We start from the raw sequence: 23,964 nt of genomic DNA on the forward strand, positions 1-23,964 counted from the left end.
ACCAGCACCACCAAGCAGACACCGCGCGGGGGTCTGCAGGCCTTCGACACCTAGCTCACTTTGCTGAACCTCATGGTTACCCGCCCGTGAGAGGACAGTGAGACGGAGAGGCTTCCTTCGTCGTCACGACGTCGCCGATCGGATAAGCAATCCGATGTTGCTCCGAGCCTTCAGGGGTTTTGCTCGTCAATCGCTGACTCCCCCTCTTGGTGCAAGATCTAAGAATCGGTCAGCTTGGGAATGTCGGCCGGGGTCACGACAGCCACGGGTCGCTGGTGGGACTTGCCCGTCTCGGTGACGATGAGGGCTGCCAGCGGGCTTCCACGCTCAGCTGCCTCGACGAACGTGCGCACGGCTCGGGTGCTGGTCACACTCTTGGGGACATGCCGGACAGGCTCGTTCTCCTGGAAGCTCAGCGCTGTTGCGATCGATGCGTCTTCGAGGAGGCCGTCGTGCTGGCGCATCTGATCGGCTACCCACCGGGCGACGGTGTTGGTGGTCAGTAGACCTTTATAGGTGTCGTCGTCATACACCGGCAACTGCGAGAAGTCGTTCTCGTACATCAGGTCCAACGCTGCACGCACTGAGAGACCTGGCTCAACGACCAACGGCCTCTGGCTTCGGAGCACTGTGATGGCGGTGGGCGGGTCGAGGAGGCGGTCTCGGATGTGGCGCATCGCGGCGATGGCGGTGTCGGTGGGGACCGCTAGGCGTTGGTCGTCAAACTGTCGCTCATGGGTCAAACTGTTGCGCACCTGAGCGAGTACTCGGAGGTCGTCGTACTGCTTCTGGGTTATGTCCCGTGACCGCTTAGTCTTAAACGTCTCGAGAAGTTTCGCGAAACTGACGCTGCCGACGTCTTTGCCACCGTAAACCATAAATTTTAGGTGTGCCTCCACGTCGTTGAACGCAGACATGAACAAGTCGTAGGGTCCTGGGGTCGTCACTGTGCACCCTCCCTCACCATGTGGTGGACGAGTTCTCCGGTCATCTCGACCAGGATCTTCTCTGGTCGCCCGCCTTGGTGGATGATGTCGCTCATCTTGGCGTGGGCCTGCTGGTTGTCCAGCACCGCGAGCAGGACCTTTGTGCGCAGGGTGGGGCTGGCCAGGAACTGTCCCTTAGTGTTGTGCTCTGCCTGCTCCCGGACCTGCTCGTCCTCCAGCAGGGTACGGATCAACCCTTCAAGCCAGGTCTCCTGCTGCTCGACGGTGAAGTCCTCATCCCCGAACAGATCGTTGAGGCGGGCAACCACCTCGGCCAGTGGTCCCTTCTTCATCTCCTGCACGCTGCCTGACCCTGCGGCGGCGGTGGGCCTGACAGGCTTGGTCTCGTCGATGGCCAGGTCGGTGGTGCCCTGGTGCTTCTGCTTGATCGCGACCAGGTCGACCCCGGACAGGTCGGTGGCCGGTGTGTGATTGCTGACGTGGATCAGCGGCTCGAGCAGCCTGAAGAAGATGGACCGTCGGAACGGTTCGGTGTCGCCGAACTCCACGATCTGGGAGAGGAAGTCGTACAGGTTGATGAACGAGCGGACGTCCTTGCGGAACATGTCCAGCTCGTCCAGCCGGGTCCGGTCATCTCCCTGCATCGCCGAGGCGTAGTCCGACCTGAACCGGTGCACGACTGGCCCCAGTCCGCCGCTGAGGGCGTTATTTCCCTTCTGGTGCACCCACGCGTCGACCACCGTGTTGACCTCGTCGGCGGTGTAGATGCCGGTGGTGTCGAGCTTGTTCTGGAGGTCGTGGATGAGGTCGGGGTCGGTGACCGCCTCCAGGCGGGCTCCGGCGTAGTAGGGCTTGTACGCGTCCAGGATGTCCTTCTCGGTGTTGACGAAGTCCAGGACGTAGGTGTCAGTCTTGCCCGGAAAGGTCCGGTTCAGCCGGGACAGGGTCTGCACCGCCGTTACCCCGGACAGCTGCCGGTCCACGTACATCGCGCACAGCAACGGCTGGTCGAACCCGGTCTGGTACTTGTTCGCCACGATCATCACCTGGTAGCCGTCTCCAGCGAACGCCGCGGTCAGGTTGCCCTTCACGGTGGGGTTCATGTTGGCCTCGGTGAACTTCTCCGGTCCGGTCTCGGGGTCGTTGACCTCTCCGGAGAAAGCGACCAAGGTGGCCAGACCCTCGTACCCCATCTTGGTGATGTAGGAGTCCATGGCGACCTTGTACCTGACAGCGGCCTTGCGGGAGTCGGTGACGACCATGGCCTTGGCCTTGCCCTGGAGTAGGTGGGCGATGTTGGCCCGGTAGTGCTCGACGATGATCTGCACCTTCTGGGCGATGTTGGTCGGGTGCAGCTTGACCCACCGGATCAGGCCCTTGGTCGCGGCGTGCTGGTCGACCAGCACCTCCTCGACCTGCGGGTCCTGCCCGACCAGCTCCTGCCCGCTCTTCTCGACCTTGACCGCCAGCTCGAACGCGGTGTCGTAGTTGGTGAAGTTGCGCAGCACGTCGAGGATGAACCCCTCCTCGATGGCCTGCTGCATCGGGTACAGGTGGAACGAGACCGGGATTGGCTCCCCCGTCTTCTCGTCCCGATCCTCCCCAGGACGGCCGAACAGTTGCAGCGTCTTGCCCTTGGGGGTCGCGGTGAACGCCAAGAAACTGATGTGCTCCGGACGGGCGCGGCCCTCCATCTCCGCCGCCAACAAAGTCTCGGTGTCGACCTCGGCCCCGTCGTCCAGGGCAGCCAACTCGGCCGGGGACAGCACCTTCTTCAACTTAGTCGCAGCCGAACCGGTCTGCGATGAGTGTGCCTCGTCGGCGATCACCGCGAACCGACGACCCGCGAGCGAGACATCACCCTCCAAGAGTTCGAGTACCCAGGGGAACGTCTGCAGCGTGACGACGATGATCTTGCGGCCTCCGAGGAGACCCTGCCGGACCAACTCAGAGTTGGATGTCACACCGTGAGCCGACTTGCTGCTGGCGTCGACGGCTAGCACGGTGCCGGTCGTGCGCTCAATCTCCTTGACTGCGTCTTGCAATTGACTGTTCAGCACTGTCCGGTCCGACACGACGATCACCGAGTCGAAGATCTTCTCGTCGCTCTCGTCATGCAGCGACAGCAGCCGGTGCGCGGTCCAAGCGATCGTGCGCGTCTTGCCAGACCCTGCCGAATGCTCGATCAGGTACGACTGCCCCGCCCCAAGCGCCTTGGCATCAGCGAGGACCTTCGTGACGGCCTCCCACTGGTGGTACCGCGGGAAGATCAACGCCGAAGACCTACGGGGGCGGCCCTGGGCATCCAGTTGGGTGGAGGTCTCGACGTGCGCGAACCTCAAGATGATGTCCAGCCAGGCGTCCTTGTCCCACACCTGCTCCCACAGGTAGGACGTGTCCGACCCGAGCGGGTTGACCGGGTTGCCCGCCCGCCCCTGGTCGCCCTTGTTGAACGGCAGGAACCTGGTGTCCTTCCCTGCCAGCTTGGTGGTCATCCACACCTCGGCGTTAGACACCGCGAAGTGCACGATGGCACGGGAGCCCCACCCGAACAACGGGGACGACTTCGGGTCCCGGGACCGGTATTGGGCCATCGCGTCCTGCACGCTCTGGGTGAAGTCCGTCTTCAGCTCCACCGTGGCCACCGGAACCCCGTTGACGAAGAGCACCAGGTCAACAGTCTCGTTACCTCGGGACGACAAGTGGACCTGCCGCATCACCCGCACCCGCGTCATGCCGTACAGCTCTGCAGCCCGAGGGTTCAACGACGTCGCGGGCCGCGGGTAGGACATGTCCAGCCGCTTGGAGGTGCCGACCTTGAACCCACCACGCAGGAGGTTCAACGTCCCGCCATCGTTGGTCAAAGGAGTGTCGAGAACCTTGGCCACCCGGTCCAGGATCTTCTCCTGCGCCCCCGTCTGCTCCCTGTCCGACATCGATGGCTTCACGATCGACTCGTACGTCTCCGGCTGTGTCTGCTCCAGCCACGCCAGCAGGTCCTCCGGGAAGAGAGCCCTGGCCCGGTCGTACCCGGCATCGCTGGAGGAGTACAGCCAGCCGTGGGCTGATAGGTACTGGCACAGTTCGGTTTCGAACACGATCTCGTTGTGCTGGGCCATCATGGAGAGACCTCTCCTGTGCCGTGATTCACCAATTCGGCTGAGAGCGCACGGACCTGCTCCGACACGAGTGCCGCGTAGCGAGCTGCCAGGCGGGACAATTCATCCAACGCATCTAGTTGCCTCACAATCTCGGCTTGCTCTTCGGGCGGGGGGAGCGGCACGAGAATGCGTGCCATTTCGGAGTATCTAGTAGTCCACAGGTCAGCGACGATACCGTGGCCCCACCGATAAAACTCTTCCTGGAACGGAATCGATCGGATCAAGTGATGCGCATACCGCGGATGGATCCCAACAGGGCGCAAAACCGTGTAGATAATCGACACACTTCCGTCCCTGATCGCGAGACCGGAACTACCACGTCTGTCAGATCGACTGTTAATGACGATGTCGCCAGCCCGAACAATACGCCGAGCATCCCTGTCGGCAGTTTTCGCCACGTGACTCAACTGGGGGATGACGCCGTCAAGAGTCACCGATAGTGCTGGAAAGTCGTCTTCACTGCCAACCTCACGCCTCTCTTTGAGAATGCTACCGAGCCGGACACGACGCCAATTGGGGGCCAGTGGGGCATCGAATGAGGCCGCAAACGTTTCCCTGAGTTTCGAGCCTGGAATCTCCTCGAGCGTCCTCTGATGTGACTGGATTTGCGCCATAACGTCCGCTGCTTCATCACTGACGACACCCGCGCCTCGGAGTCGCCGGCCACTGTAGAACAGGCGCGTGAACGGAATTTCGTAGCCGACCTTGGTCTTGCTGTGATCGACCCAGGCGTCCGGGGCATGCGGCTGAACTTCGGTTCGGAAGTACTTCTCGATGTCGCGCTCAAAAGGAACAATCTCGGTGCTCCGCGAGGCAGGGTCGGGTTCCCAATTGCCTCCCCTGTCCGTACAGATCACCGCCTCATCGTCGTGCACGCCAATGCTCTGCCACAACACCTTTACCATCGGTGTCGGAAGTGCGTACCCTGCGGCTTTGCTCGCCATGCGCAGTGCGGACAGGAACTCCTGACGGTCCATCCACACCCGACCCCGCAGGGTCTCTAATCCGGCACTGAGCTTGGCACGGTTCTCTTCAGAAAGTTTCTGGATCTGCTTCACCGACGTCATCTTGGAGAGGGTCTCGTCGGTGATCTCAAACCGCCGACGCAGCGGCTGCTCAACGGTGATCTCGCGGTAGCCAAAATCTTCTGGAGCGAGGACCTTCGAGTAGGGCGCGTCCTCCTCTGCCTGCTCGTCGAAAGCTGCGTAGATCCGCAGAAGTCGCTCCCGGCTCCTGTCTTCGATCTCCTTGCCTTTTGAGCCGAGGCTTCGCCGAAGCCTAGTGAAGAATTCGCGACCGTCGATGAGTTGGACCTTGCCTCGACGCTCTTCCGACTTCGCGTTGTCCAAGACCCACATGAAGGTGGAGATCCCGGTGTTGTAGAACATGTCGGTTGGCAGGGCGACGATCACGTCGACCAGGTCCGACTCCAGCAGCCAGCGGCGGATGTTCGACGGTCCGGACTCGGCCCCTCCGGTGAACAGCGGGGACCCGTTAAGGACGATCCCGGCCCGGCCACCACCCTCGGAGGCCGGGCGTAGCTTAGAGGAAACTACCTGCAGGAACAGCATCTGCCCGTCGCTGATCGCGGGCAGCCCCCCGGGGAAACGACCACCCCCGGCCATGTTCTCGGCCTCAGACAGGACGGCGGACTGGGATGCTTTCCAGTCGCCCCCGTAGGGCGGGTTGGACAGCACGTAGTCGAAGGTGCGTTCCAGGTGGTGGTCGTTGGCCAGGGTGTCGCCCAGCGCGATGTTGTTGGCGTCTTGGCCCTTGCCGATGAGTTCGGACTTGCAGATCGCGTACGACTGCGCGTTCAGCTCCTGCCCGTACATGACCACCTGGGCCTTGGGGTTCATCTCCGTCAGCCGTTCATCCAGCACCGACAACATGCCCCCGGTGCCCGCGGTCGGGTCGTATACGGTCCGCACGGCCGAACCGGTCAGCACATCACCATCGGGTTCCACGAGCAGGTCCACCAGCAGACGGACCGCGTCCCGAGGGGTGAAGTGCTCTCCCGCGGTCTCGTTCGACGCCGCAGCGAAGCGGCGGATGAGATCCTCGAACATCGTGCCCATCTGCGCGTTCGTCAGCGCCTCAGGCCCGAGGTCGATCTTGGCGAAGCGGTCCAGCACCAGGTAGAGCCGGTCGTTCGTGTCCAGGGTGTCGATCTCCTGGTCGAACTTGTAGTTGCCGAACAGGTCGGCCACATTGCCCGAGAACGCGTCCAGGTAGGCCCGCAGGTTGTTCCGCAGGTTCTCCGGCTCCTCCAGAATCTTGGCCAGCGTGTACGGGGAGGTGTTGTAGAACGACAGACCCGTCCGGTCACGCACCAACAGCTCCAGCGTCTCCCCCTGCGCCATCCCAGCCAGCTTCTGGATTGTGTCCCGGTGCGGGGCCAGCACACACTCCATCCGGCGCAGGATCGTCATCGGCAGCACGACGTTGCCGTACTGGTTCGGCTTGTACACCCCCCTCAGCTGATCGGCAATGCTCCACACGAAATTGGCCAGTTGGCTCATCCATCTCCCTCACGCCCGGTCCCGAGGCGCTCCGCTGCGGCATCGGCTTTCTCTTGACCAACTAACCTACCTGCATCCCCCGACAACCCCTCCGACGGGGCGGGATGCACCTCAAGAGGGATCGGACACCGTCTCCGATCGCGGGCCGTGCCGTCAGGCCCAGACGTGACTGATCTAACCGCCACCTAACGCGACGCCAGAACTAGCGGGGTACCCCAGAGCCCGAGCACACGAGGCCTCCTTCGCGCAGCCCATCGATGCCAGCGCCATACCCAGCACTGCCAGCCACTAGCCAAGCTGGCTCACGAAGTCGCCCATACGACGATTCCGCGCGCGAATGAAGTCGTCGCTCGCTGCCCGGTAGGAGAGGTACTCCGCGGTGTCCTGAGGTATCGATGAACGCTGGAACTCGTCGAACTCCATGAAGAACTTCACCTTATCTGGTCCTCGGAGGAGGTCGTGCAGCAGGAAGAACTCCACGTAGCCGCCGAAGTCGACAAACAGGTCGAAGAAGTAGCCGTAGCGGCCCAGGACTACGGCCAGCGGGCTCTCCTCACCTTCGTAGTGTCGACGGATGCACTCAAGGGTTAGGTCGAAACGGTCCGCGATCTGAGGATGGAAACCTCGCGCACCGTTGATCGTCATCTGGCGACCGATCCTCTCGCCCGGGAAGATGATCGAACTGCCGATCGTGTAGCCCAGATCCGGAGGGATCTCGGCTGGGGGGATCTGGTCGATGATGCGGGCCGCTTTGCCGTAGAGGTTGGTCGTGATGGCGTCGCTGGCGGGGTAGATCGTCCGCCCCTCGGTCTCGTATGTGAGGTAGGCGCCTGGCCGCTCCTGGAGGTCGAAAACCGGTCCTGAGGGCAGCGGCTTGGTCCACAGGTGTCGGTGGTAGCGCTTCAGGGTGGGGCTAACGGCGTCCGCGTCCTTGCCGGGGGGCGTCTCCGTGAGGAAGTCGAACGTCGTGTCAATGGCGAGACCCATCAGACATTATGGCGCAATGGGGTGCTGTGCTCCAAGGCATCCCTCGGTGCCCCCGGATGTCTCGTGAGCCCGGGTGGACCGCAGCCAATCACGCGGCGCCTACCGAGCTCCACGGATTGCAGCCCGCAGAGACCATCACCTAGACCGCATAACACCAGGTCTCTGGGGTGTTAAGTCTTCGGAGGGCTTGATCCGATAGGGTCATCGAATGGACGAGGTCGACAAGGTTGTCGCAGCGGTAGAGCACATCCCAAAGCCCTGGAACAAGTTTCCCGGCGGCTATCCGGACCAGATCGAGGCGGCGCTGATCGACGCAGTCTTCTCGATCCGATCGAAATACGGAAGCGAGACCACGGGAGTCCGGGCGGTCGTTCGACGCTACTGCGACGCGATCGGGGATCCCAAGCCCGACCAATTGGACCGTCTCGCGTCCATGGACACCGGCAGGCTGACTCGCGTCCTGCAGAACGCGCAGGCGGTGAGCGGCAGATCGAAGGCAGAGGCCGTGCAGGAGGCTGCGCGCAACCTCGTCGAGGCCGGGGTGCATCGCGCAGCGGACCTGGACCCCGCACGCCACCGACCTGCGTACACACGCGTCCACGGACTGGGCAAGGTGACCTGGGCGTACTTCTGCATGCTGCTGGGTCATCAGGGCGTCAAGGCCGACACCTGGGTGATGCGGTGGGTGGCTCAGGCTCTCGGCGAGGATTCGATCAACTCTGCCCGGGCCAACGCCCTGGTTCAGGGCGCCGCTCAGAAGCTCAAGGTAGATGCCACACAGCTTGACCACGCCATCTGGGCGCATGCCCGAGCCGGAGGCACCGCGTAGAGCACGTGACCGAGTCTTGCCTGCGCCAACCCCAGCCAGACGTTCCCGTGCGGGTTGAGGGAGGCTAGAGCCATGGCATCGGTGCTGGCGTGGGTCGACTACTCGTCGGCCCACCGTGACCAGATGGACCGACTGCTGGACGCCTTTCGCGACAAAGGGACTGTCGACGAGCTGGGCATCGGCACCCTCCGCGACACCTTCAGCGACCATCTCTTCCCGGGCACCTCCACCCTGCACACACGCGCCCGCTACCTGCTCTTCGTCCCCTGGGCCGTGACCAGCACCACCCCCCATCGCTGGCCGGCCGATCGAGCCGAGCGGGAGCTACGTCGCCTCGAGGGCAAGCTCATCGAGGCGTTGCGCAGCGGGGACCTGGATGGTGGGGTCATTGGTCGGGACGCCGGCGCCACCGTGCAACGCCTGCCGAGCACCGTCTACTGGAGCGCCCTCGGCGCCTACGACATCCGACGCTGCGGGCACAGCATCGCCCAGCACCTGCGCTTCTCGACCGAGCGTCCGCCGCCCTCGGTCGACGAGGACGAGGACATCCTCCACGTCCGGCACCGGGACCCGTGCTTCCGCCAGCTCCCCGTGCCCCCGGACGACTGGCTCCAGACCGCCAACTTCACCCTCAGCCGCGCCGAGGCGGAGTTCCTCCGGGACCGGATCCTCGACACCTGCTCGGAGCGCTACCTCGGCTGGCTGGTGCAACGTGACCTCCCAGGAAATCCGGAAAGGCCCTGGGATCCTGCCCTGACCGCAGACCTGCCGGCGGAGATCTCCGGTGTGCTCGCTCACGCCCGGCGGTTCAGCCGGCTGCATGAGGGCGCGCCGATCCTCTACAACCTGCTCCTCGCCCGGCTCAAAGACTGGGAAGAGGGTGTCGAGCGCTATACCGCCCAGCTCGAGGCCTGGGCCGACGACGACGAGACCCACCAGGCCGTCGCGACCTGGGATGAGGACGACTTCTGGAGCTGCGTCGCCCGCGCCGGTTGGCGCCACAACGTCCGCACCCAGTCCTTCGTCCGCTCCTGGGTCGACCTCGTCCACCACGGTGCAGACCTCGTTCACGGCCAGGCAGCCGAGCAACTGATCCGCGAGCGCGAGACCAACCTCAAGGGCCGCCGCTCGCGCTTCGTCAACCCGGACGCCCTCGAGGCCTGGGAGGGTGGCAACGGCATGGGCCGGATGACGTTCCGCTGGTCGGAAGCCAGACAACTGGTCACCGACATCCGGCAGGGACTGGAGGCCAGCAATGCTTGAGCCGAGCACCCGCACCCTCTTCGTCGACGCCTTCCGTCCGCCGACGGGGCACGTCGTCGATCTGGCTGTCGGCACCACCTACACGTTGAGCCTGCGCATGTTGCTCCTGCCGCCCTTGGCCATGGCCGCCCACGACCGAGAGTCCGAGCTCAGCGATTCCGGGGACGGCACCGACCCCACGGAGGAGACCGAGCACTCCCCCGCCGACACGCTCGCCCTGCTCGAGGCCGTCCGGCGGTATGCCGACCGGACGACGGTCTACTGCCACGCCTCCGGCATCGCCTCCCCCGGCCGCTACCCGCGGCTGCTGGCCTTCTCCGAGGACTCGGTGGTGCAAGTGCTCCCTCGCACTCCGGGGCACATCTTCCACCCCAAGATGTGGGCTCTGCGCTTCCGCCAGGACGACGACCTGATCCACCGGCTCGTGGTCTGCAGCCGCAACCTGACCGAGGACTCTTCCTGGGACACGCTGCTGGTCCTCGACGAGGGCGAGCCTGACCAGGGCATCTCCGGCGCACCGGCCGCCGAGTTCGTTCGAGCGCTGCCCAGCCTGACCGTGGGGCCGGTCGCCCCCGGCCGACCCGAGCAGGCGGAGACGCTCGCCGCGACCCTCGAGGATGTCTGGTTCGACCTGCCCGCGCCGTTCACCGGTGGCGAGCTCCTCCCGCTCGGCCTGCGCGCCGGCACCGCCTCGTGGCCCATGCCGGAGCACCCGACGCGCGCCGTGGTGGTCTCTCCCTTCCTGGACATCGACACCGTGTCTCGAGTCAAGGCCCGCCGCACCCCCGTGCTCGTCTCCCGCCCTGAGTCCTACGACCTGGTCGGCGCCGAGGCCGTCGCCCACACCAGCACCAAGGTGCTCAGCCCGCACGCCGAGACGCAGGTAGCCGACCCGCGGACGGACTCCCCCACCCGTGCCGGCGAGGTGCGTGACGGCCTGCACGCCAAGCTCTTGGTGTGGGACGAAGGCCGCACCGGTCACCTGCTCACCGGTTCGGCGAACGCCACGCACGCGGCCTTCCACGGCAACGTGGAGTTCGGCGTGCTGCTCACCGGCCCTCGTCGATCCTGCGGGGTTGAGGCGCTGTTGCCCGACGAGGCGCCTTCTCGTGACCGGGTCACCTTCGACCAGGTGTTGCAGGACCACAATGTGGTCGAGCCCGAGCCGCAGGAGGACACTACCCGGCAGACGGAGCGCCAGATCGAACTCCACCACGAGGGCCTTCTGCAGGCCGGCCCCCGACTCTCCTGTGAGCAGGACGAGAGCGGGTATGCGGTCACCCTGCAGTTCGAGGACACGCTCCCCAGGGATCCGGGCACCACGAGTGTCCGGCTGGTCAGCCGGCCCCGCACCGAGCTGCGTCCACCCGACCGGGCCCGGTGGGAAGGGGTCCCGCTGCTGCAGCTCACCCCATACCTTGAGGTCGTCACCACGGTGCCCATCTCCGACACCGAGAGGATGGAGGTGGCAAGCGTGCTCAAGGCTGAGCTGGTGGACGCCCCCGAGGAGCGGGCAGCCGAGGTGCTCCGCAGCTATCTGGGCTCCGAGGAGAGCCTGGTGCGCTACCTTCGCTTCCTTCTCGACGAGGCTGACGCCGGGTCGGTCTGGGACGACCTGGAGCTAGGTGATGCCCAGGGCGATGGTGCCGGGGCTCGGAGGCCGACCTTCGAGGACCTGGCCATCCTGGAGCCCCTGCTGCGGGCAGCGGCCGACGGCAGCGAGGCGTTGGACCGCGTCCAGGCGCTGCTGCGGGACCTCGGTGTGAGACCGGACCAGCCCGGGGTGGTGCCGCAGGAGTTCCTGCAGCTGTGGCAGGCGGTCTGGGATGCGACGCGGGAGGGGCGACCGTGACGGACGACCGGCCTGACCTGGAGGCCGCGCTGAGCGGACTCAAGGACTTCCAGCGCCGCACCGTGGACGCCGCCTTTGAGCGGCTGTGGGGCGATGATGACCCGTCGAGCCGATTCCTGGTAGCGGACGAGGTCGGGCTGGGCAAGACCCTGGTGGCCAGAGGGGTGCTCGCCAAGACCGTGGACCACCTGTGGGACCACGCCGATCGCATCGACATCGTCTACATCTGCTCCAACAGCCAGATCGCCCAGCAGAACCTGCGCCGCTTGCACGCCGGACTGCACGGCGAGATCCCGCACGCCGACCGGCTCACCATGCTCCCAACAGTCCTTGACGACCTGGACCGGCAGCGGGTCAACGTCATCTCTTTCACCCCCGGGACCTCCTTCCACCTCGGCAACAGCGGGGGCCAGGCACCCGAGCGGGCCCTGCTCTTCGTCATGCTGGAACGGGCTTGGGGCGCCGGGGCCCTCCGCGGGCGGAAGTGGTCCCGGTTCTTCCAGGGAGCTGCGAGCGAGGAGCGGATGCGGCGGGAGATCGACCGCGCACGTGGCACCTCCATCAGCCCGCAGCTCATGCACGCCTTCAGCGAGGCGCTGCTGCTGCCGAGCGCGGACGGACCACGGCTGTGCGACGCCCTCGGTGAGGGTGCGGACGACTTCCGATGGCTGCGGGAGGGTGGGAGGGTTTCCTGGCAGGTCTCGGCTCACCGCTACCGGCTGATCGGCCAGCTCCGCCAGGCGCTGGCAAGGATCTGTGTCTCTCACCTGCAGCCCGACCTGGTGATCCTGGACGAGTTCCAGCGCTTCAGCCAGCTGCTCAGCGGTGACGATGACGCCTCACGCCTGGTCCAGTCCCTGCTGGGCCCGATACAGGTGGAACGCCCCGGTGAGCAGCGCACCGCTCGCACGCTCCTGCTGTCGGCCACGCCCTTCAAGATGTACACCCTGCCCGACGAGCCCGAGGGCGATGACCACTACCGGGACTTCCTACACACCGTGCGGGTCCTGGCCGGCCCCGAACGGGCTCAGATCGTGCAGGACAGGATGAGCGAGATGCGCGCCGCCCTGCTTCGCGGTGATGTGCCGGCTGCCACTGACGCCAAGGACGTGGCCCAGGTCGAGCTGCGCCGAGTCATGGCACGCACCGAGCGGCTGGCCGCCACGAAGGACCGGGACGGCATGCTTACCTCGCGTCAGGACCGGCTCACCGTTACCCGGACCGATGTGTCGGACTACCTTGCTCAGGCCGCAGTCGCCCGGGCCCTGGACTCCCCGGAGGGCCTGGAGTACTGGCGCAGCTCTCCCCACGTCCTGGAGATGATGGAGCGCTATCACGTCAAGCGCCGGATCGACGAGGAGCTGACCGCCGGCAGCGGACTGCTGCGCGGGATCCTGCGGACGCGCTTCACCCCCGATGACCTCCACACCTACGGCGAGATTGACCCCGGCAACCCGCGTGCTCGATGGCTCGCCGACGACGTCTTGTCCACCGGTGCCTGGCGCGCGGCGTGGCTAGCGCCGTCTCTGCCGTACTACACCCCTCGCGGCATCTATGCCGAGCCGGCCTTCCAGCGCTTCACCAAGCGCCTCGTCTTCTCCGCCTGGGGAGTAGCCCCGAAGGGGATCGCGACCACCCTCAGCTACGAGGTGGAGCGCCGGCTGGCAGGACAGTCCCCGACCATGCGCGAGCGGGGATACTTCGCCACCCGCCGCCGTGGCCTGCTTACGCGCACTGTGACAGACGGCCGGTTGACGGGTATGCCGGTCCTCGCCCTGCTCTACCCCTGCGTCGAGCTCGCGAGAGCCGGGGACCCGTTGCGGGTCGCCCGCGACCTGGGGCGGTCCCTGCCCCTGGACCGCGAGGATCTTGTCGCTGAGGTGCGTAAGCGGGTCGAGCGGTCGCTGGAGCAGTTGCCGTCGGGTGGCAGCGAAGGTGTGGCGGACCAGCGGTGGTTCTGGGCAGCACCCTTGCTCCTTGACCGGTTGCACGGGCTGACCACTGTCGAAGGCCTCACCTTCGGGGGCAAGCGCCTCGGTGACCAGGGCGCGGACGGTTTTGGACAGCACCTCGATGAGGCGCTGCACGTCGACGCTGCGCAGCTCGGGCCCCGACCTGCAGAGCTGGCTGACGTGCTCACCGAACTGGCGCTGAGCGGGCCCGCGGTCTGCGCCCTGCGCACTCTCGCCAGGGTTGTCGCGGACCCGGGCGACCTTGGCGCCCGGGACGTGCGGGCCACCGCGTCAGAGTGGGCCTGGTCCCTGCGATCCCTGTTCAACGGCGCCGAGATCATGGCGGTCGTAGAGGGCCAGGGTGATGACCCCTACTGGCGGCGTGTGTTGCAGCACGGGATGGACGGCAACCTGCAGTCGGTGCTGGATGAGTACGGCCAGGTCCTGCACGCTGCGCACTCCCTCGCCGGGCATGACAGGCCCGAGCAGTTGCGGCAGCTCGGAGAGAAGTTCGCCGAGGGGAGCGGTCTGCTCGCCTCCCCGCAGGCCATGGACTTCTTCGCCGACGGTGTGAGCCCGCCTAAGCGCAGGCGAATCCGCACCCACTTCGCAGCCCGCTATGGCCGCGCCGCAGCCGTGGACGACAAGACCGTCCAGCGTGAGACCCAGGTCCGGGAGGCGTTCAATTCACCTTTCTGGCCCTTCGTTCTTGCCTCTACCTCCGTCGGCCAGGAGGGTCTCGACTTCCACCACTACTCGCACGCCGTGGTGCACTGGAACCTGCCTTCCAACCCCGTCGACCTGGAACAGCGTGAAGGTCGGGTCCATCGCTATCGCGGACACGCGGTCCGCAAGAACGTCGCCCAGGCTCACAGCGGCAACACCTCGTTGGTCGGCGGCCCGAGTCCTTGGCCGGTGCTCTTTGACCTGGCTGCCGACGAGCGTGGCGACCGCTCGGAGATCTTCCCGGACTGGGTGTACCCCCTTGCGGGCGGCGCCACCATCGAGCGGCACGTGCCCGTACTACCCATGAGCCGAGGCACCCAGCACTACCAGCGGCTGCTACGGACCGTCGGGGCCTACCGGCTCACGTTGGGCCAGCCCCGCCAGGAGGAGCTGATTGCCTACGTCGGCGACAACCACGACCTTGCCCTCGACCTCACGCCGTGAGTTCAGGTGCGATGCAGATCGACGGATATCGAGCGGGCCCCTCCAGTGGTCATTTCCGTTGGCGGTGTCCGGACTGTCATCCATGGGTAGGCGCCCTTGTGCTGCCTCCGTCACCAGCCTGGAGCGGACGTCGCTCACCCGAGCCAGGGCTGGACCCGCTCCAGGTAGCGGTCCGACATCGTGGCCACGACCTCGGCCCCGGGCGTGGCCCAGACGTCGGCGTTGAAGATCTCCACCTCGACGTCGCCGGCATACCCGGTCCTCGCGACCCACCCGGTGAACGCCTCGAAGTCGATGTGCCCGTCCCCGACCATGCCGCGGCTGAGCAGCGCGTCCGGCGGCAGGGGGGTGATCCAGTCGCTGATCTGGTAGCTGGCGATCCGGTCGCCGGCGCGGGCGATCTGCTGCTCCACGCCCGGCTCCCACCACAGGTGGAAGGTGTCCACGACCACGCCGACGGCCGAGGCGGGGAACTGCTCGGCCATGTCCAGCGCCTGCTCCAGGGTGGAGACCACGCCCCGGTCCGCGGCGAAGATCGGGTGCATCGGTTCGATCGCGAGCACCACCCCCGCCGCCTGCGCCTCCGGCACCAACGCGGCGACCCCGTCCAGGAACCTGCGGCGCGCCGCATCGATGTCCCGCTCACCCTCGGGTAGCCCACCGGGGACCAGCACCAGCGCCGGCGCCCCCAGGGTGGCGGTCTCCTCGATCGCCGCCCGGTTGGAGTCCAGCGACGCCCGTCGCAGCGATCCCTCGGGCATGGTCAGGAACCCGCCCCGGCACACCGAGGACACCCGCAGCCCCGACTCCTCGACCCACCGGCGGGCCGTCTCCAGGCCCACGTGGGCGACCGGCTCCCGCCAGACGCCGAGGCTGCTGAGCCCGGCGCTGAGGCAGCCGTCGATAGCCTCGCGCAGCGTCCACTCCGCGCAGGTGCGCTGGTTCAGCGAGAGCCGCGCCAGCCGTGGGTCGACGCCTGCCGATGCGCTGCTCACCGGGTCACCCCGGCACCGCGCAGCACCACGTCCATCCGGGAGGCCGCCAACTCCGGGTCGGGCAGCAGCCGGGCCTCGTTGGCCAGCGCGAACACCTCCGCCAGGTGGGTCACCGGGCGGGCCGACTGCAACCCACCGACCATGGTGAACCCGCTCTGGTGTCCGGCGAGCCAGGACAGGAACGCGATCCCGGTCTTGTAGAACCAGGTCGGGGGGGCGAAGACCAGCCGCGACAACGGCACGGTCGGCGCCATCTCCGCCTCGTAGGCGTCCAGGTCACCGGCGTCCAGCGCGGTCAGCGCCGCCGACGCCGCCGGCGCGATCGCGGCGAAGGCCCCGAGCAGCGCGTCGCTGTGCCGCTCGCCGTCGCCGCGGATGAGCTCGGGGTAGTTGTAGTCGTCCCCGGTGTAGAGGCGCACGCCCTCGGGCAACGCCGCCCGCAGCGACACCTCGTGCTCGGCGGACAGCAGCGACACCTTGACGCCGTCGATCCGGGCGGCGTGCCGCGCGACCAACTCCAGGAACGTCGCGGTGGCGGTCGGGATGTCCTCGCTGCCCCAGTACCCGAGCAGCTGCTGGTCGAACATCGGACCCAGCCAATGCAGGATCACCGGCGAGCCGACCTGGTTGAGCACCTGGTCGTAGACCTGGAGGTAGTCCTCGGCGCTGCGGGCCACCGCCGCCAGGTGCCGGCTGGCCATGACGATGACCTGGGAGCCGGTGCCCTCCACGAAGGCGACCTGCTCCAGGTATGCCGCCGTGACGGCCTCCAGGTCATCGCCGCGGGCGACGTGGTCGGTGCCGGCGCCGGAGGCGATCCGGGCACCGGCGGCCTGCGCCTGCGCGGCGCTGCGGCTGACCAGCTCCTGGATCGCCGGCCAGTCCAGGCCCATGTTGCGCTGCGCGGTGTCCATCGCCTCCGCGACCCCGAAGCCGTGGTCGAAGAGGTGCTGACGGAACGCCAGGGTGGAGTCCCAGTCGATGGCGGCCGGCTGACCGGGGCCGTTCTCCTGCCAGGGGTCGGCCACGACGTGCGCGGCGGCGAACGCGATCCGGGTGGAGAACCCGCCGGGGTGCTTCTCCCACGTGCGGGCCGGCTGGAGGGTGACGTCGCGCCAGCTCCCGTCCGCCTGCGGCAGGCTGATCGTGCCGGTCACGCGCGGACCTCGGTGATCGGCACCCGCCGACCCTCGGCGGAGGAGAGCAGCCCTGCCTCGACCAGCTCCAGCCCGCGCACTCCGGAGGCGAAGTCGTAGGGGTGCTTGCGGCCCTCGTGCAGGTCGATGAGGAAGCGTTCCCACTGCGCCCGGAAACCGTTGCCGTGCTCCTGCGTGTCCGGGACCTCGGTCCACTGCGACCGGAAGTCCTGGTCGGTCGGCAGGTCGGGGTTCCAGACCGGGCGCGGGGTGACCACGCGCGGCTGCACCCGGCAGCCGAAGAGCCCGGCGACGGCGGACCCGTGGGTGCCGTCCACCTGGAACTCGACCAGCTCCTTGCGGTCCACCCGGACCGCCCACGAGCTGTTGACCTGGGCGATGATGTCGCCCTCCAGCTCGAAGATCCCGTAGGCCGCGTCGTCGGCGGTCGCCTGGAAGGGCTCGCCGTTCTCGTCCCAGCGCTGGGGGATGTGGGTGACCGCCTTGGCGGTGACCGCCTCGACGGCCCCGAACAGGCCCTCCATCACGTAGTTCCAGTGGCAGAACATGTCGAGCACCATGCCGCCGCCGTCCTCGGCGCGGTAGTTCCAGCTGGGTCGCTGGGTGGGGGTCAGGTCACCCTCGAACACCCAGTAGCCGAACTCGCCGCGCACCGACAGGATCCGGCCGAAGAAACCGGAGTCGATCAGCGAGCGCAGCTTCAGCAGCCCGGGGAGGTAGAGCTTGTCGTGCACGACCCCGGTGGTCACCCCGGCCTCCTCCGCCGCCCGGACCAGGTCCATACCGTCCGCGACCGACTCCGCGATCGGCTTCTCGGTGTAGATGTGCTTCCCGGCCGCGATCGCCGACAGGATCGCGCCCTTGCGGGCCTGGGTGGTGGCCGCATCGAAGTAGATGGTGGCGCTCTCGTCTGCCAGCGCGGCCTCGAGGTCGGTGCCGTACTCGGCGATGTCGTGCCGGCGGGCGAGCTCGGCCAGCTTCTCGGCGTTGCGGCCGAGCAGCACCGGCTCCACCTGGATGCGGTCCCCGTTCGGCAGCTCGACGCCGCCGTCGTCCCGGATCGCCAGGATGGAGCGGACCAGGTGCTGGCGGTAGCCCATCCGTCCGGTGACGCCGTTCATCAAGATACGGACGGTATGCGTGGTCATCCTGCGTGTCCTTCGTTCGTGGGTGAGTAGGTGCTGCCCGAGGTGGTGGTGGCGTGGGCCTTGTCCTCCTGCGGGCGGCCGCCGAGGTAGAGCTCGCCGAGCTTCGGGTCGTCCAGCAGTTGCCGGGCCGGGCCCTTGATGTGGACGCGTCCCAGGTCGAGGACAAGGCCGATGTCAGCGGACTCCAGCGCCCGGCGGGCGTTCTGCTCCACCAGGAGCACCGCGGTGCCGGCGTCACGCATCCGCACGACCTGCTCGAAGACCACCGCGGTGGCCTTGGGGTCCAGGCCCATCGACGGCTCGTCCAGCAGGACCACCTTCGGGTCGACCATGAGCGAGCGGGCAAACTCGACCTGCTTCTGCTGTCCACCGGAGAGGGCACCCGCCAGGGCGTTCCACCGGTCGGCCACCAGCGGGAAGAGGGACTTGACGAAGTCGAGACGCTCCTGGGTCCTGGACTGGTCGCGGACCGTAAACGCCCCCAGCGAGATGTTCTCGCCGACGGTCATCTCCCGGAACACGCTGTGCCCCTGCAGGACGTGGGACAGCCCCGCCCGCAGCATCTGCTGCGGACCGTGGCCGGTGACGTCCTGGCCGTCCACGACGACCTTGCCGGCCCGCGGCGCCAGCATGCCGCTGGCGACCTTGAGCACGGTGGACTTGCCTGCGCCGTTCGGGCCGACGAGACAGACGATCTGTGCCGGCGGCACCTGCACGGTCAGCCCGCGCAGCACCAGGGCCGCGCGGCCGTAGCCGGCCTCGACGTCGACCAGCTCGAGAAGATGTTCAGACGCCAAGGTATGCCTCCAGGACGGCAGGGTCGCTCTGCACGAGCGAGGGTGGTCCGGCGGCGATCGCCGCACCGCGGTCGAAGACGATGACGTGGTCGCTGAGCCGCATCACCAGGTCCATGTTGTGCTCGACGACGATGAAGGTGCGCCCCTCGGCGTTGAGCTCGACGATCAGCGAGCTGATCCGCTCGATGAGGGAGGGGTTCACCCCGCCCGCGGGCTCGTCGAGCATGATCGTCTCGGGGTCGGTCATCAGCACCCCGGCCAGCTCCAGCAGCTTCTGCTGCCCGTAGGAGATGTCCCGTGCGTCGGAGCGCTCCAGGTGGTCGATCCCGACCCGGGCCAGCAGCTCCTGGGCCCGCTTGACGTCGGCCGCGCGGCGGCCGGAACCCAGCAGCTGGCCGATGCCGTGAGGACGAACCCCGGCCAGCACGTTGTCCAGGACGCTCATCCGCGGGAAGATCCGGCACAGTTGGAAGCTGCGGCCGATCCCGGCGTGCGCAATCTTGTGCGGTGGCTTGCCGGTGATGTCCTTGCCCCGGTAGGTGACGGTGCCGGAGTCGGCCTTGATCATCCCGGTGACGCAGTTGAAGAAGGTCGTCTTGCCGGAGCCGTTCGGGCCGATCAGGGCGTTGATCCGGCCGTGATGGAAGTCCACGTCCGCACCGTTGACCGCCTTCACGCCACCGTAGGCCTTGGCCAGGCCACGCACCGACAGGCCGATCTCGTGCTCCGACGCAGGACTCTGCTGCGTCGTGCTGCTGTCCACGCTCATTCTTTCCTCCCGGTGGTGCTGGACCCGCTGAGCGACGCCGCGGTGAGGCCGTTGGTGCCTTCCGTCCGCTGGTCGACCGCCTTCTGCGCGTCCGCGTTCTTGGCGGCCAGCTCCTCGGCGCTCTGCTCCCGGATAGAGGTCGCGTCGGGACGCAGCCGGTTCAGCAGCTGTCCGAGGGTGGGCAGGATGCCCTCGGGCATGAAGAGCACCACGATCCCGAGCAGCAGGCCCAGGGCCACCAGGTGGAACTGGGAGTCGCCGTACTGCGCCTTGAAGAACTCCAGGGCGTAGCCGACGATGAACGCGCCCAGTGCCGGCCCGAACAGCGACCGGATCCCGCCGAGCAGCGACATCAGCACCATGTAGGAGCCGATGAGGATCGAGAACTGGAAGATCGGGTCCAGGAAGCCGAACCAGAGGGCGTAGAGCCCACCGGCCAGCGCGGTGAAGAACGCCGAGATGACGAAGACCGCCAGCTTGTAGCCGAAGGTCGGGATACCCAGGCTCTGTGCCTTGTCCTCGTCCTCACGGATCGCCTTGAGCCCCGCCCCGAACCGGGAACGGTCGATGGCCCACCAGGCGAGCAGCATGATGACCAGCAGCGCAGCGTGCAGGTAGTAGAAGCGCTCATGCTGCTCGGGCCGGAGCACCTCGGGACCGAACGGTCGCGGCACCCGCAGACCGTTGGAGCCGCCGGTGACGTCCGACCAGCTCTGGAAGACCAGCAGCAGGATGAGCACCAGCGCGATGGAAACGATGACGAAGGACGCACCGCGGACCCGCAGCGAGGCATACCCGATCGGGACCGAGAAGGCCGCGACGATCAGGGCGCCGAGGAACAGGGCCAGCCACGGCTGGACGTCGGCGCGCAGGATGAGCAGCGCGACGGCATACCCGCCCAGGCCGGTGTAGGCAGCGTGCCCCAGCGACATGTAGCCGGTGAACCCACCGACGAAGTTCCAGCCGGTCGCCATGCAGGCGTAGCTCAGGATGACCACGCCCACCGACATGATGAACGGGCCAGGGCCGGTCATCGGGAAAAGAAGAACCCCGAGCGCGGCGCCGAGCACCGCGACGACCTGGACGGTCCGGATGATGGTGTCAGAAGCGTTGCGCAAGGCGACCTCCAAAGAACCCGTGCGGGCGGAAGACGAGGGTGGCGAAGAGCACCACGTAGAAGATGGTCTGTGCCCAGGTCGTGCCCATCGGGATCTGCAGCAATGACTGGCTGACCCCGAGGATCATCGCCGCGGCGGCCGCACCGGGGATGCTGCCGAGGCCGCCGACCACGATGATGGCCATCAGCGGGCCGATCCAGTGCCAGTGCAGCGAGGGGTAGATGGTGGCGTCCAGCGCCAGCGCGGTGCCGCCGATGGCCGCGGTGGCCAGGCCGACCCCGAAGCCGTAGCCGGCCACCTTGCGGGTGTCGATCCCGACCAGCTCGGCGGCCTCCTTGTTCTGGATGGTCGCGCGCAGCGCCTGCCCGAAGCGCGTCTTCTTCAGCACCAGGTAGAGCACCGTCAGCGAGATCGCCGCCAGCACGAAGGCGATCAGCTTGACCACCGCGATCTGGGCGCCGAAGAACTCGATGCTCGACCCGGAGTAGGGAAGCTGGATGCGCCGCTGGGTCCCGGTGAAGACGAACCCGATGGTGCCCTCGATGGTCAGCGCCACCGCGAAGGTGAGCAGCACCGACATCATCGTCAGGGTGGCCGGCCGGAGCCGGGAGAGCAGGACCCGCTGCATCAGCACGCCCACCACGAAGAACAGCGGGACGGTGCCGAGCAGCGAGACCAGGGGGTCGATCCCGGTGGTGGAGGTGAACCACCACGCCAGGTAGGCCGCGAGAATGAGGAACGCCGAGTGGGCGATCATCACCACCCGCATGACCCCGAAGTACAGGGTCAGACCGGCTGCGAGCAGGGCGTACAGCCCGCCGAGCAAGATTCCGAGGATGAGGCTCTGGAGGAAGAGCGCCATCACCACTCTGGCTTGGGGAAGATCAGCTCAGCCTCGGCGGCCTCCTCGGGCAGCACGATCCGGATCTCCCCGTCGACGTACTGCTGGATGAGGTGGGCACCCTGCGGGCGGCCCTCCGCATCCCAGGTCAGCGGACCGACGACGGTCTGGACCTCGTTCTCGCGCAGCCAGTCGATGAGCTGCTGCTGGCACTCCGCGCTGGGGTCGGCGCAGCCGACACCCTCGACGGCGGCGGCCACGACCTGACCGGTGGTCCAGGCGTTGGCCTCGTCCTCGTTCGGCTCGGCGCCGTTCTCCTCGGTGAAGTACTCCACGAACTCGGCGGTGGTCTCGTAGGTCGCCTCGGGGGTGAAGCCGGTCGGGGCCATGATGCCCTCGGTCTTATCACCGATCGCGGACGCGAACTCCGGGTTGGTGGGCGCCGTCGAGAAGGCGGCCATCCTCGGCTGGTAGTTCAGCTGCTGCAGCGAGATGATCAGGTTCACCGCGTCCTGGTACTGGGTGCCGCCGACCACGATGTCTGCGTCGCTGGAGGCGATCTTGGCCGCGATCGAGGAGAAGTCGGTGGTGTTGGGCGGGTAGACCTCGTCCACCACCGTCTCGACGCCCATCTCTTCCAGGCGGTCCTTCAGCCCGTAGGCCGTGCCCTGGGCGAAGGGGTCGTCCATCGCCGCGTAGGCGGCCGTCTCCGGGCGCTCGCCCTCGGGCATCGCCTCGATGTGGTCGGCCAGGTAGTTGTAGTGGTCCTGGGCGACCGCGGGCGCGGCGTAGAACAGGTTGGTGAAGCCCTGGGTGAAGACGTCCTCGGCCGCGCCCGCGGGCTCGACGAAGAGAAAGCCGTAGTCCAGGGCTACCTGGGCGGCGGGCACCACCAGGCGGGTGGAGAACGGGCCGAAGACCAGGTCCACGCCGTCCTGGTTGATGAGTTTCTCGTAGTCGGAGGCGACCCGGTCCGCGTTGGACTGGTCGTCCAGGATGGTCAGCTCGACCTGGCGGTCCAGCAGCCCACCGTTCTCGTTGACGTAGGCCGCCCATGCCTCGTAGCCGCGCTGCACGCCCTTGCCCGGCTCGGAGAAGTCTCCGGTCAGGGGCAGCGAGATCCCGATCTTGATCGGGTCGTCCGAGGCCTCGCCGGAGCTCCCGGCGTCATCACCTCCTTCGGACGGATCATCGATGCCACAGCCTGTGACCGTGAGACCTACGACTGCGGTCGTGGCGACCGCCCATCGGCGAATGCTTGTTGTCATGACCCTCGCTCCTCGTTGAACGTAAGCGTTTGCGTAACCGCTTCCGTAGACAATAGGGGCTGACCTAAGATGAGGCAAGAGCCGAGCGACGATGCGGGGAGAATTTATGGTGCACACGCGCAACCCGCGCCTCAAGGACGTGGCGCAGGAAGCCGGGATCTCGATCGCGACAGCCTCCCGGGCGATGTCCGGCTCACCGGGGGTGAGCGCGCAGCTGGCCCAGCGTGTGCGGCAGATTGCCGCGGATCTCGGGTATGTCGCGAACGTGCACGCCCGGTCGCTGGCCGGCAGCCCGAGCTCGGTGGTGGGCCTGGTGGTGCACGAGATCGGGGACCCCTACTTCTCCGAGATCGCCAGTGGCGTCCTGAGCGTGGCCTCGACCCGCGGGCTGACCGTGCAGATCTGCCACAGCGGTCGGGACCCCGAGGCCGAGCTGGCCCAGGTCCGGACGCTCATCGCCAACCAGGTTGGCGCGATCATCGTGGCGGGCTCAGGCTTCGTCGACCCCGCGAAGGAGGCCGGGGTCGTGCAGTCCCTGAAGCGCTACCAGGAGGGAGGGGGCCGGGTTGCCGTGATCGGGCGGCACTCGCTGCGCGCCGACACGGTCCAGCCGGACAACCGCGAGGGTGGGACCACCATCGCGGAGCACCTGCTGGGACTGGGCCACCGGCGGATCGGGGTGGTGTCCGGCTCGCGGCAGCTGACCACCGTCGCCGACCGCCTGGTCGGCATCGACGGGGCGCTCGCGACGGCCGGGCTGTCGCTGGACGCCACGCCGCTGGTCGAGGCGCCGTTCACCCGGGAGGGGGGCAAGCAGGCGATCACCGAGCTGCTCACGGTGGCTCCGGACGTCACGGCGGTCATCGGGATGAACGACGATATGGCGATCGGCGTCCTCTCGGTGCTGCGCTCACGGGGGGTGATGGTGCCGGAGCAGATCTCCGTCACCGGCTTCGACGACGTAGCCGTCGCCGGTGACCTCGCGCCTGGTCTGACCACGATCCGGCTGCCGATGTCCGAGATGGGACGCCAGGCGCTCAAGCTCGCGCTGGCCCCCCCTGCCACCCGCCGCCGATCTCGGCGGGCCGCCCACGAGCTGGTCGTGCGGGGTTCGACCGCCCCGCCGCGGGCGGACTCAGTGCTGCGCCCGCCCGCCTGAGCGGCGTCATCACCCTCGGGGAGCGGTGT

Annotated in this window: 17 protein-coding genes; 5 read left to right on the forward strand and 12 right to left on the reverse strand. The window is 67.2% G+C overall.

Annotation, left to right across the window (positions count from 1 at the left end):
- Positions 1–218: 218 nt before the first annotated feature.
- From FY030_RS11455 to FY030_RS11470, 4 genes are all read right to left on the reverse strand, one after another.
- Positions 219–917, reverse strand: a complete 699-nt coding sequence (locus FY030_RS11455; protein ID WP_158061622.1) for a CBS domain-containing protein — start codon at positions 915–917, stop codon at positions 219–221.
- A gap of 26 nt (positions 918–943) precedes the next feature.
- Positions 944–4,069, reverse strand: coding sequence for a type I restriction endonuclease subunit R (locus tag FY030_RS11460; RefSeq protein WP_238348250.1), 3,126 nt, complete (start codon positions 4,067–4,069; stop codon positions 944–946).
- The gene (locus tag FY030_RS11465; protein WP_158061623.1) at positions 4,066–6,630 is read right to left on the reverse strand and encodes an N-6 DNA methylase; all 2,565 of its coding nucleotides are present in this window, start codon (positions 6,628–6,630) and stop codon (positions 4,066–4,068) included. Before FY030_RS11465 ends, FY030_RS11460 begins: the two co-directional genes overlap by 4 nt.
- A gap of 288 nt (positions 6,631–6,918) precedes the next feature.
- On the reverse strand, positions 6,919–7,617 hold the full coding sequence (locus FY030_RS11470; RefSeq protein WP_158061624.1) for a DUF6994 family protein: 699 nt from the start codon (positions 7,615–7,617) through the stop codon (positions 6,919–6,921).
- Between the two features lie 208 nt (positions 7,618–7,825).
- On the opposite strand from FY030_RS11470, the gene FY030_RS11475 reads away from it, so the two are divergent.
- The 4 genes from FY030_RS11475 (at position 7,826) to FY030_RS11490 (ending at position 14,683) form a co-directional block, all read left to right on the forward strand.
- Positions 7,826–8,446 (forward strand): hypothetical protein, encoded by a 621-nt coding sequence (locus FY030_RS11475; protein WP_158061625.1) that lies wholly within the window; start codon positions 7,826–7,828, stop codon positions 8,444–8,446.
- Between the two features lie 72 nt (positions 8,447–8,518).
- On the forward strand, positions 8,519–9,709 hold the full coding sequence (locus FY030_RS11480; RefSeq protein ID WP_158061626.1) for a DUF6361 family protein: 1,191 nt from the start codon (positions 8,519–8,521) through the stop codon (positions 9,707–9,709).
- Positions 9,702–11,561 (forward strand): phospholipase D family protein, encoded by a 1,860-nt coding sequence (locus FY030_RS11485; RefSeq protein ID WP_158061627.1) that lies wholly within the window; start codon positions 9,702–9,704, stop codon positions 11,559–11,561. Before FY030_RS11480 ends, FY030_RS11485 begins: the two co-directional genes overlap by 8 nt.
- Positions 11,558–14,683, forward strand: coding sequence for a helicase-related protein (locus FY030_RS11490; protein WP_158061628.1), 3,126 nt, complete (start codon positions 11,558–11,560; stop codon positions 14,681–14,683). Before FY030_RS11485 ends, FY030_RS11490 begins: the two co-directional genes overlap by 4 nt.
- Positions 14,684–14,817: 134 nt before the next feature.
- Here the strand turns inward: FY030_RS11490 and FY030_RS11495 are convergent, their stop codons facing one another.
- The 8 genes from FY030_RS11495 to FY030_RS11530 are packed head-to-tail and all read right to left on the reverse strand — an operon-like array spanning position 14,818 to position 22,776.
- Complete coding sequence (locus FY030_RS11495) at positions 14,818–15,678, reverse strand: sugar phosphate isomerase/epimerase family protein (RefSeq protein ID WP_238348251.1); 861 nt, start codon at positions 15,676–15,678, stop codon at positions 14,818–14,820.
- A complete protein-coding gene (locus FY030_RS11500; RefSeq protein WP_192498580.1) occupies positions 15,675–16,835 on the reverse strand; it encodes a dihydrodipicolinate synthase family protein in 1,161 nt (386 codons plus the stop codon). Before FY030_RS11500 ends, FY030_RS11495 begins: the two co-directional genes overlap by 4 nt.
- Positions 16,832–17,983 carry a Gfo/Idh/MocA family protein gene (locus FY030_RS11505; RefSeq protein ID WP_192498581.1) on the reverse strand — a complete coding sequence of 384 codons (1,152 nt, stop codon included), beginning with the start codon at positions 17,981–17,983 and terminating at the stop codon, positions 16,832–16,834. The genes FY030_RS11500 and FY030_RS11505 overlap by 4 nt, the downstream gene beginning before the upstream one ends.
- Complete coding sequence (locus tag FY030_RS11510; RefSeq protein WP_158061629.1) at positions 17,980–18,780, reverse strand: ABC transporter ATP-binding protein; 801 nt, start codon at positions 18,778–18,780, stop codon at positions 17,980–17,982. Before FY030_RS11510 ends, FY030_RS11505 begins: the two co-directional genes overlap by 4 nt.
- A complete protein-coding gene (locus FY030_RS11515; protein ID WP_158061630.1) occupies positions 18,770–19,549 on the reverse strand; it encodes an ABC transporter ATP-binding protein in 780 nt (259 codons plus the stop codon). The genes FY030_RS11510 and FY030_RS11515 overlap by 11 nt, the downstream gene beginning before the upstream one ends.
- Positions 19,546–20,667, reverse strand: a complete 1,122-nt coding sequence (locus tag FY030_RS11520) for a branched-chain amino acid ABC transporter permease (RefSeq protein ID WP_238348252.1) — start codon at positions 20,665–20,667, stop codon at positions 19,546–19,548. The genes FY030_RS11515 and FY030_RS11520 overlap by 4 nt, the downstream gene beginning before the upstream one ends.
- The gene (locus FY030_RS11525) at positions 20,651–21,529 is read right to left on the reverse strand and encodes a branched-chain amino acid ABC transporter permease (RefSeq protein ID WP_238348253.1); all 879 of its coding nucleotides are present in this window, start codon (positions 21,527–21,529) and stop codon (positions 20,651–20,653) included. The genes FY030_RS11520 and FY030_RS11525 overlap by 17 nt, the downstream gene beginning before the upstream one ends.
- Positions 21,529–22,776 carry an amino acid ABC transporter substrate-binding protein gene (locus FY030_RS11530; protein ID WP_158061632.1) on the reverse strand — a complete coding sequence of 416 codons (1,248 nt, stop codon included), beginning with the start codon at positions 22,774–22,776 and terminating at the stop codon, positions 21,529–21,531. The genes FY030_RS11525 and FY030_RS11530 overlap by 1 nt, the downstream gene beginning before the upstream one ends.
- Before the next feature lie 106 nt (positions 22,777–22,882).
- On the opposite strand from FY030_RS11530, the gene FY030_RS11535 reads away from it, so the two are divergent.
- Entirely contained in the window at positions 22,883–23,935 is a 1,053-nt protein-coding gene (locus tag FY030_RS11535; protein ID WP_158061633.1) for a LacI family DNA-binding transcriptional regulator, read from the forward strand.
- Positions 23,936–23,964: the final 29 nt, after the last annotated feature.

It is taken from the genome of Ornithinimicrobium pratense, from assembly GCF_008843165.1.
Classification (GTDB): domain Bacteria; phylum Actinomycetota; class Actinomycetes; order Actinomycetales; family Dermatophilaceae; genus Ornithinicoccus; species Ornithinicoccus pratensis.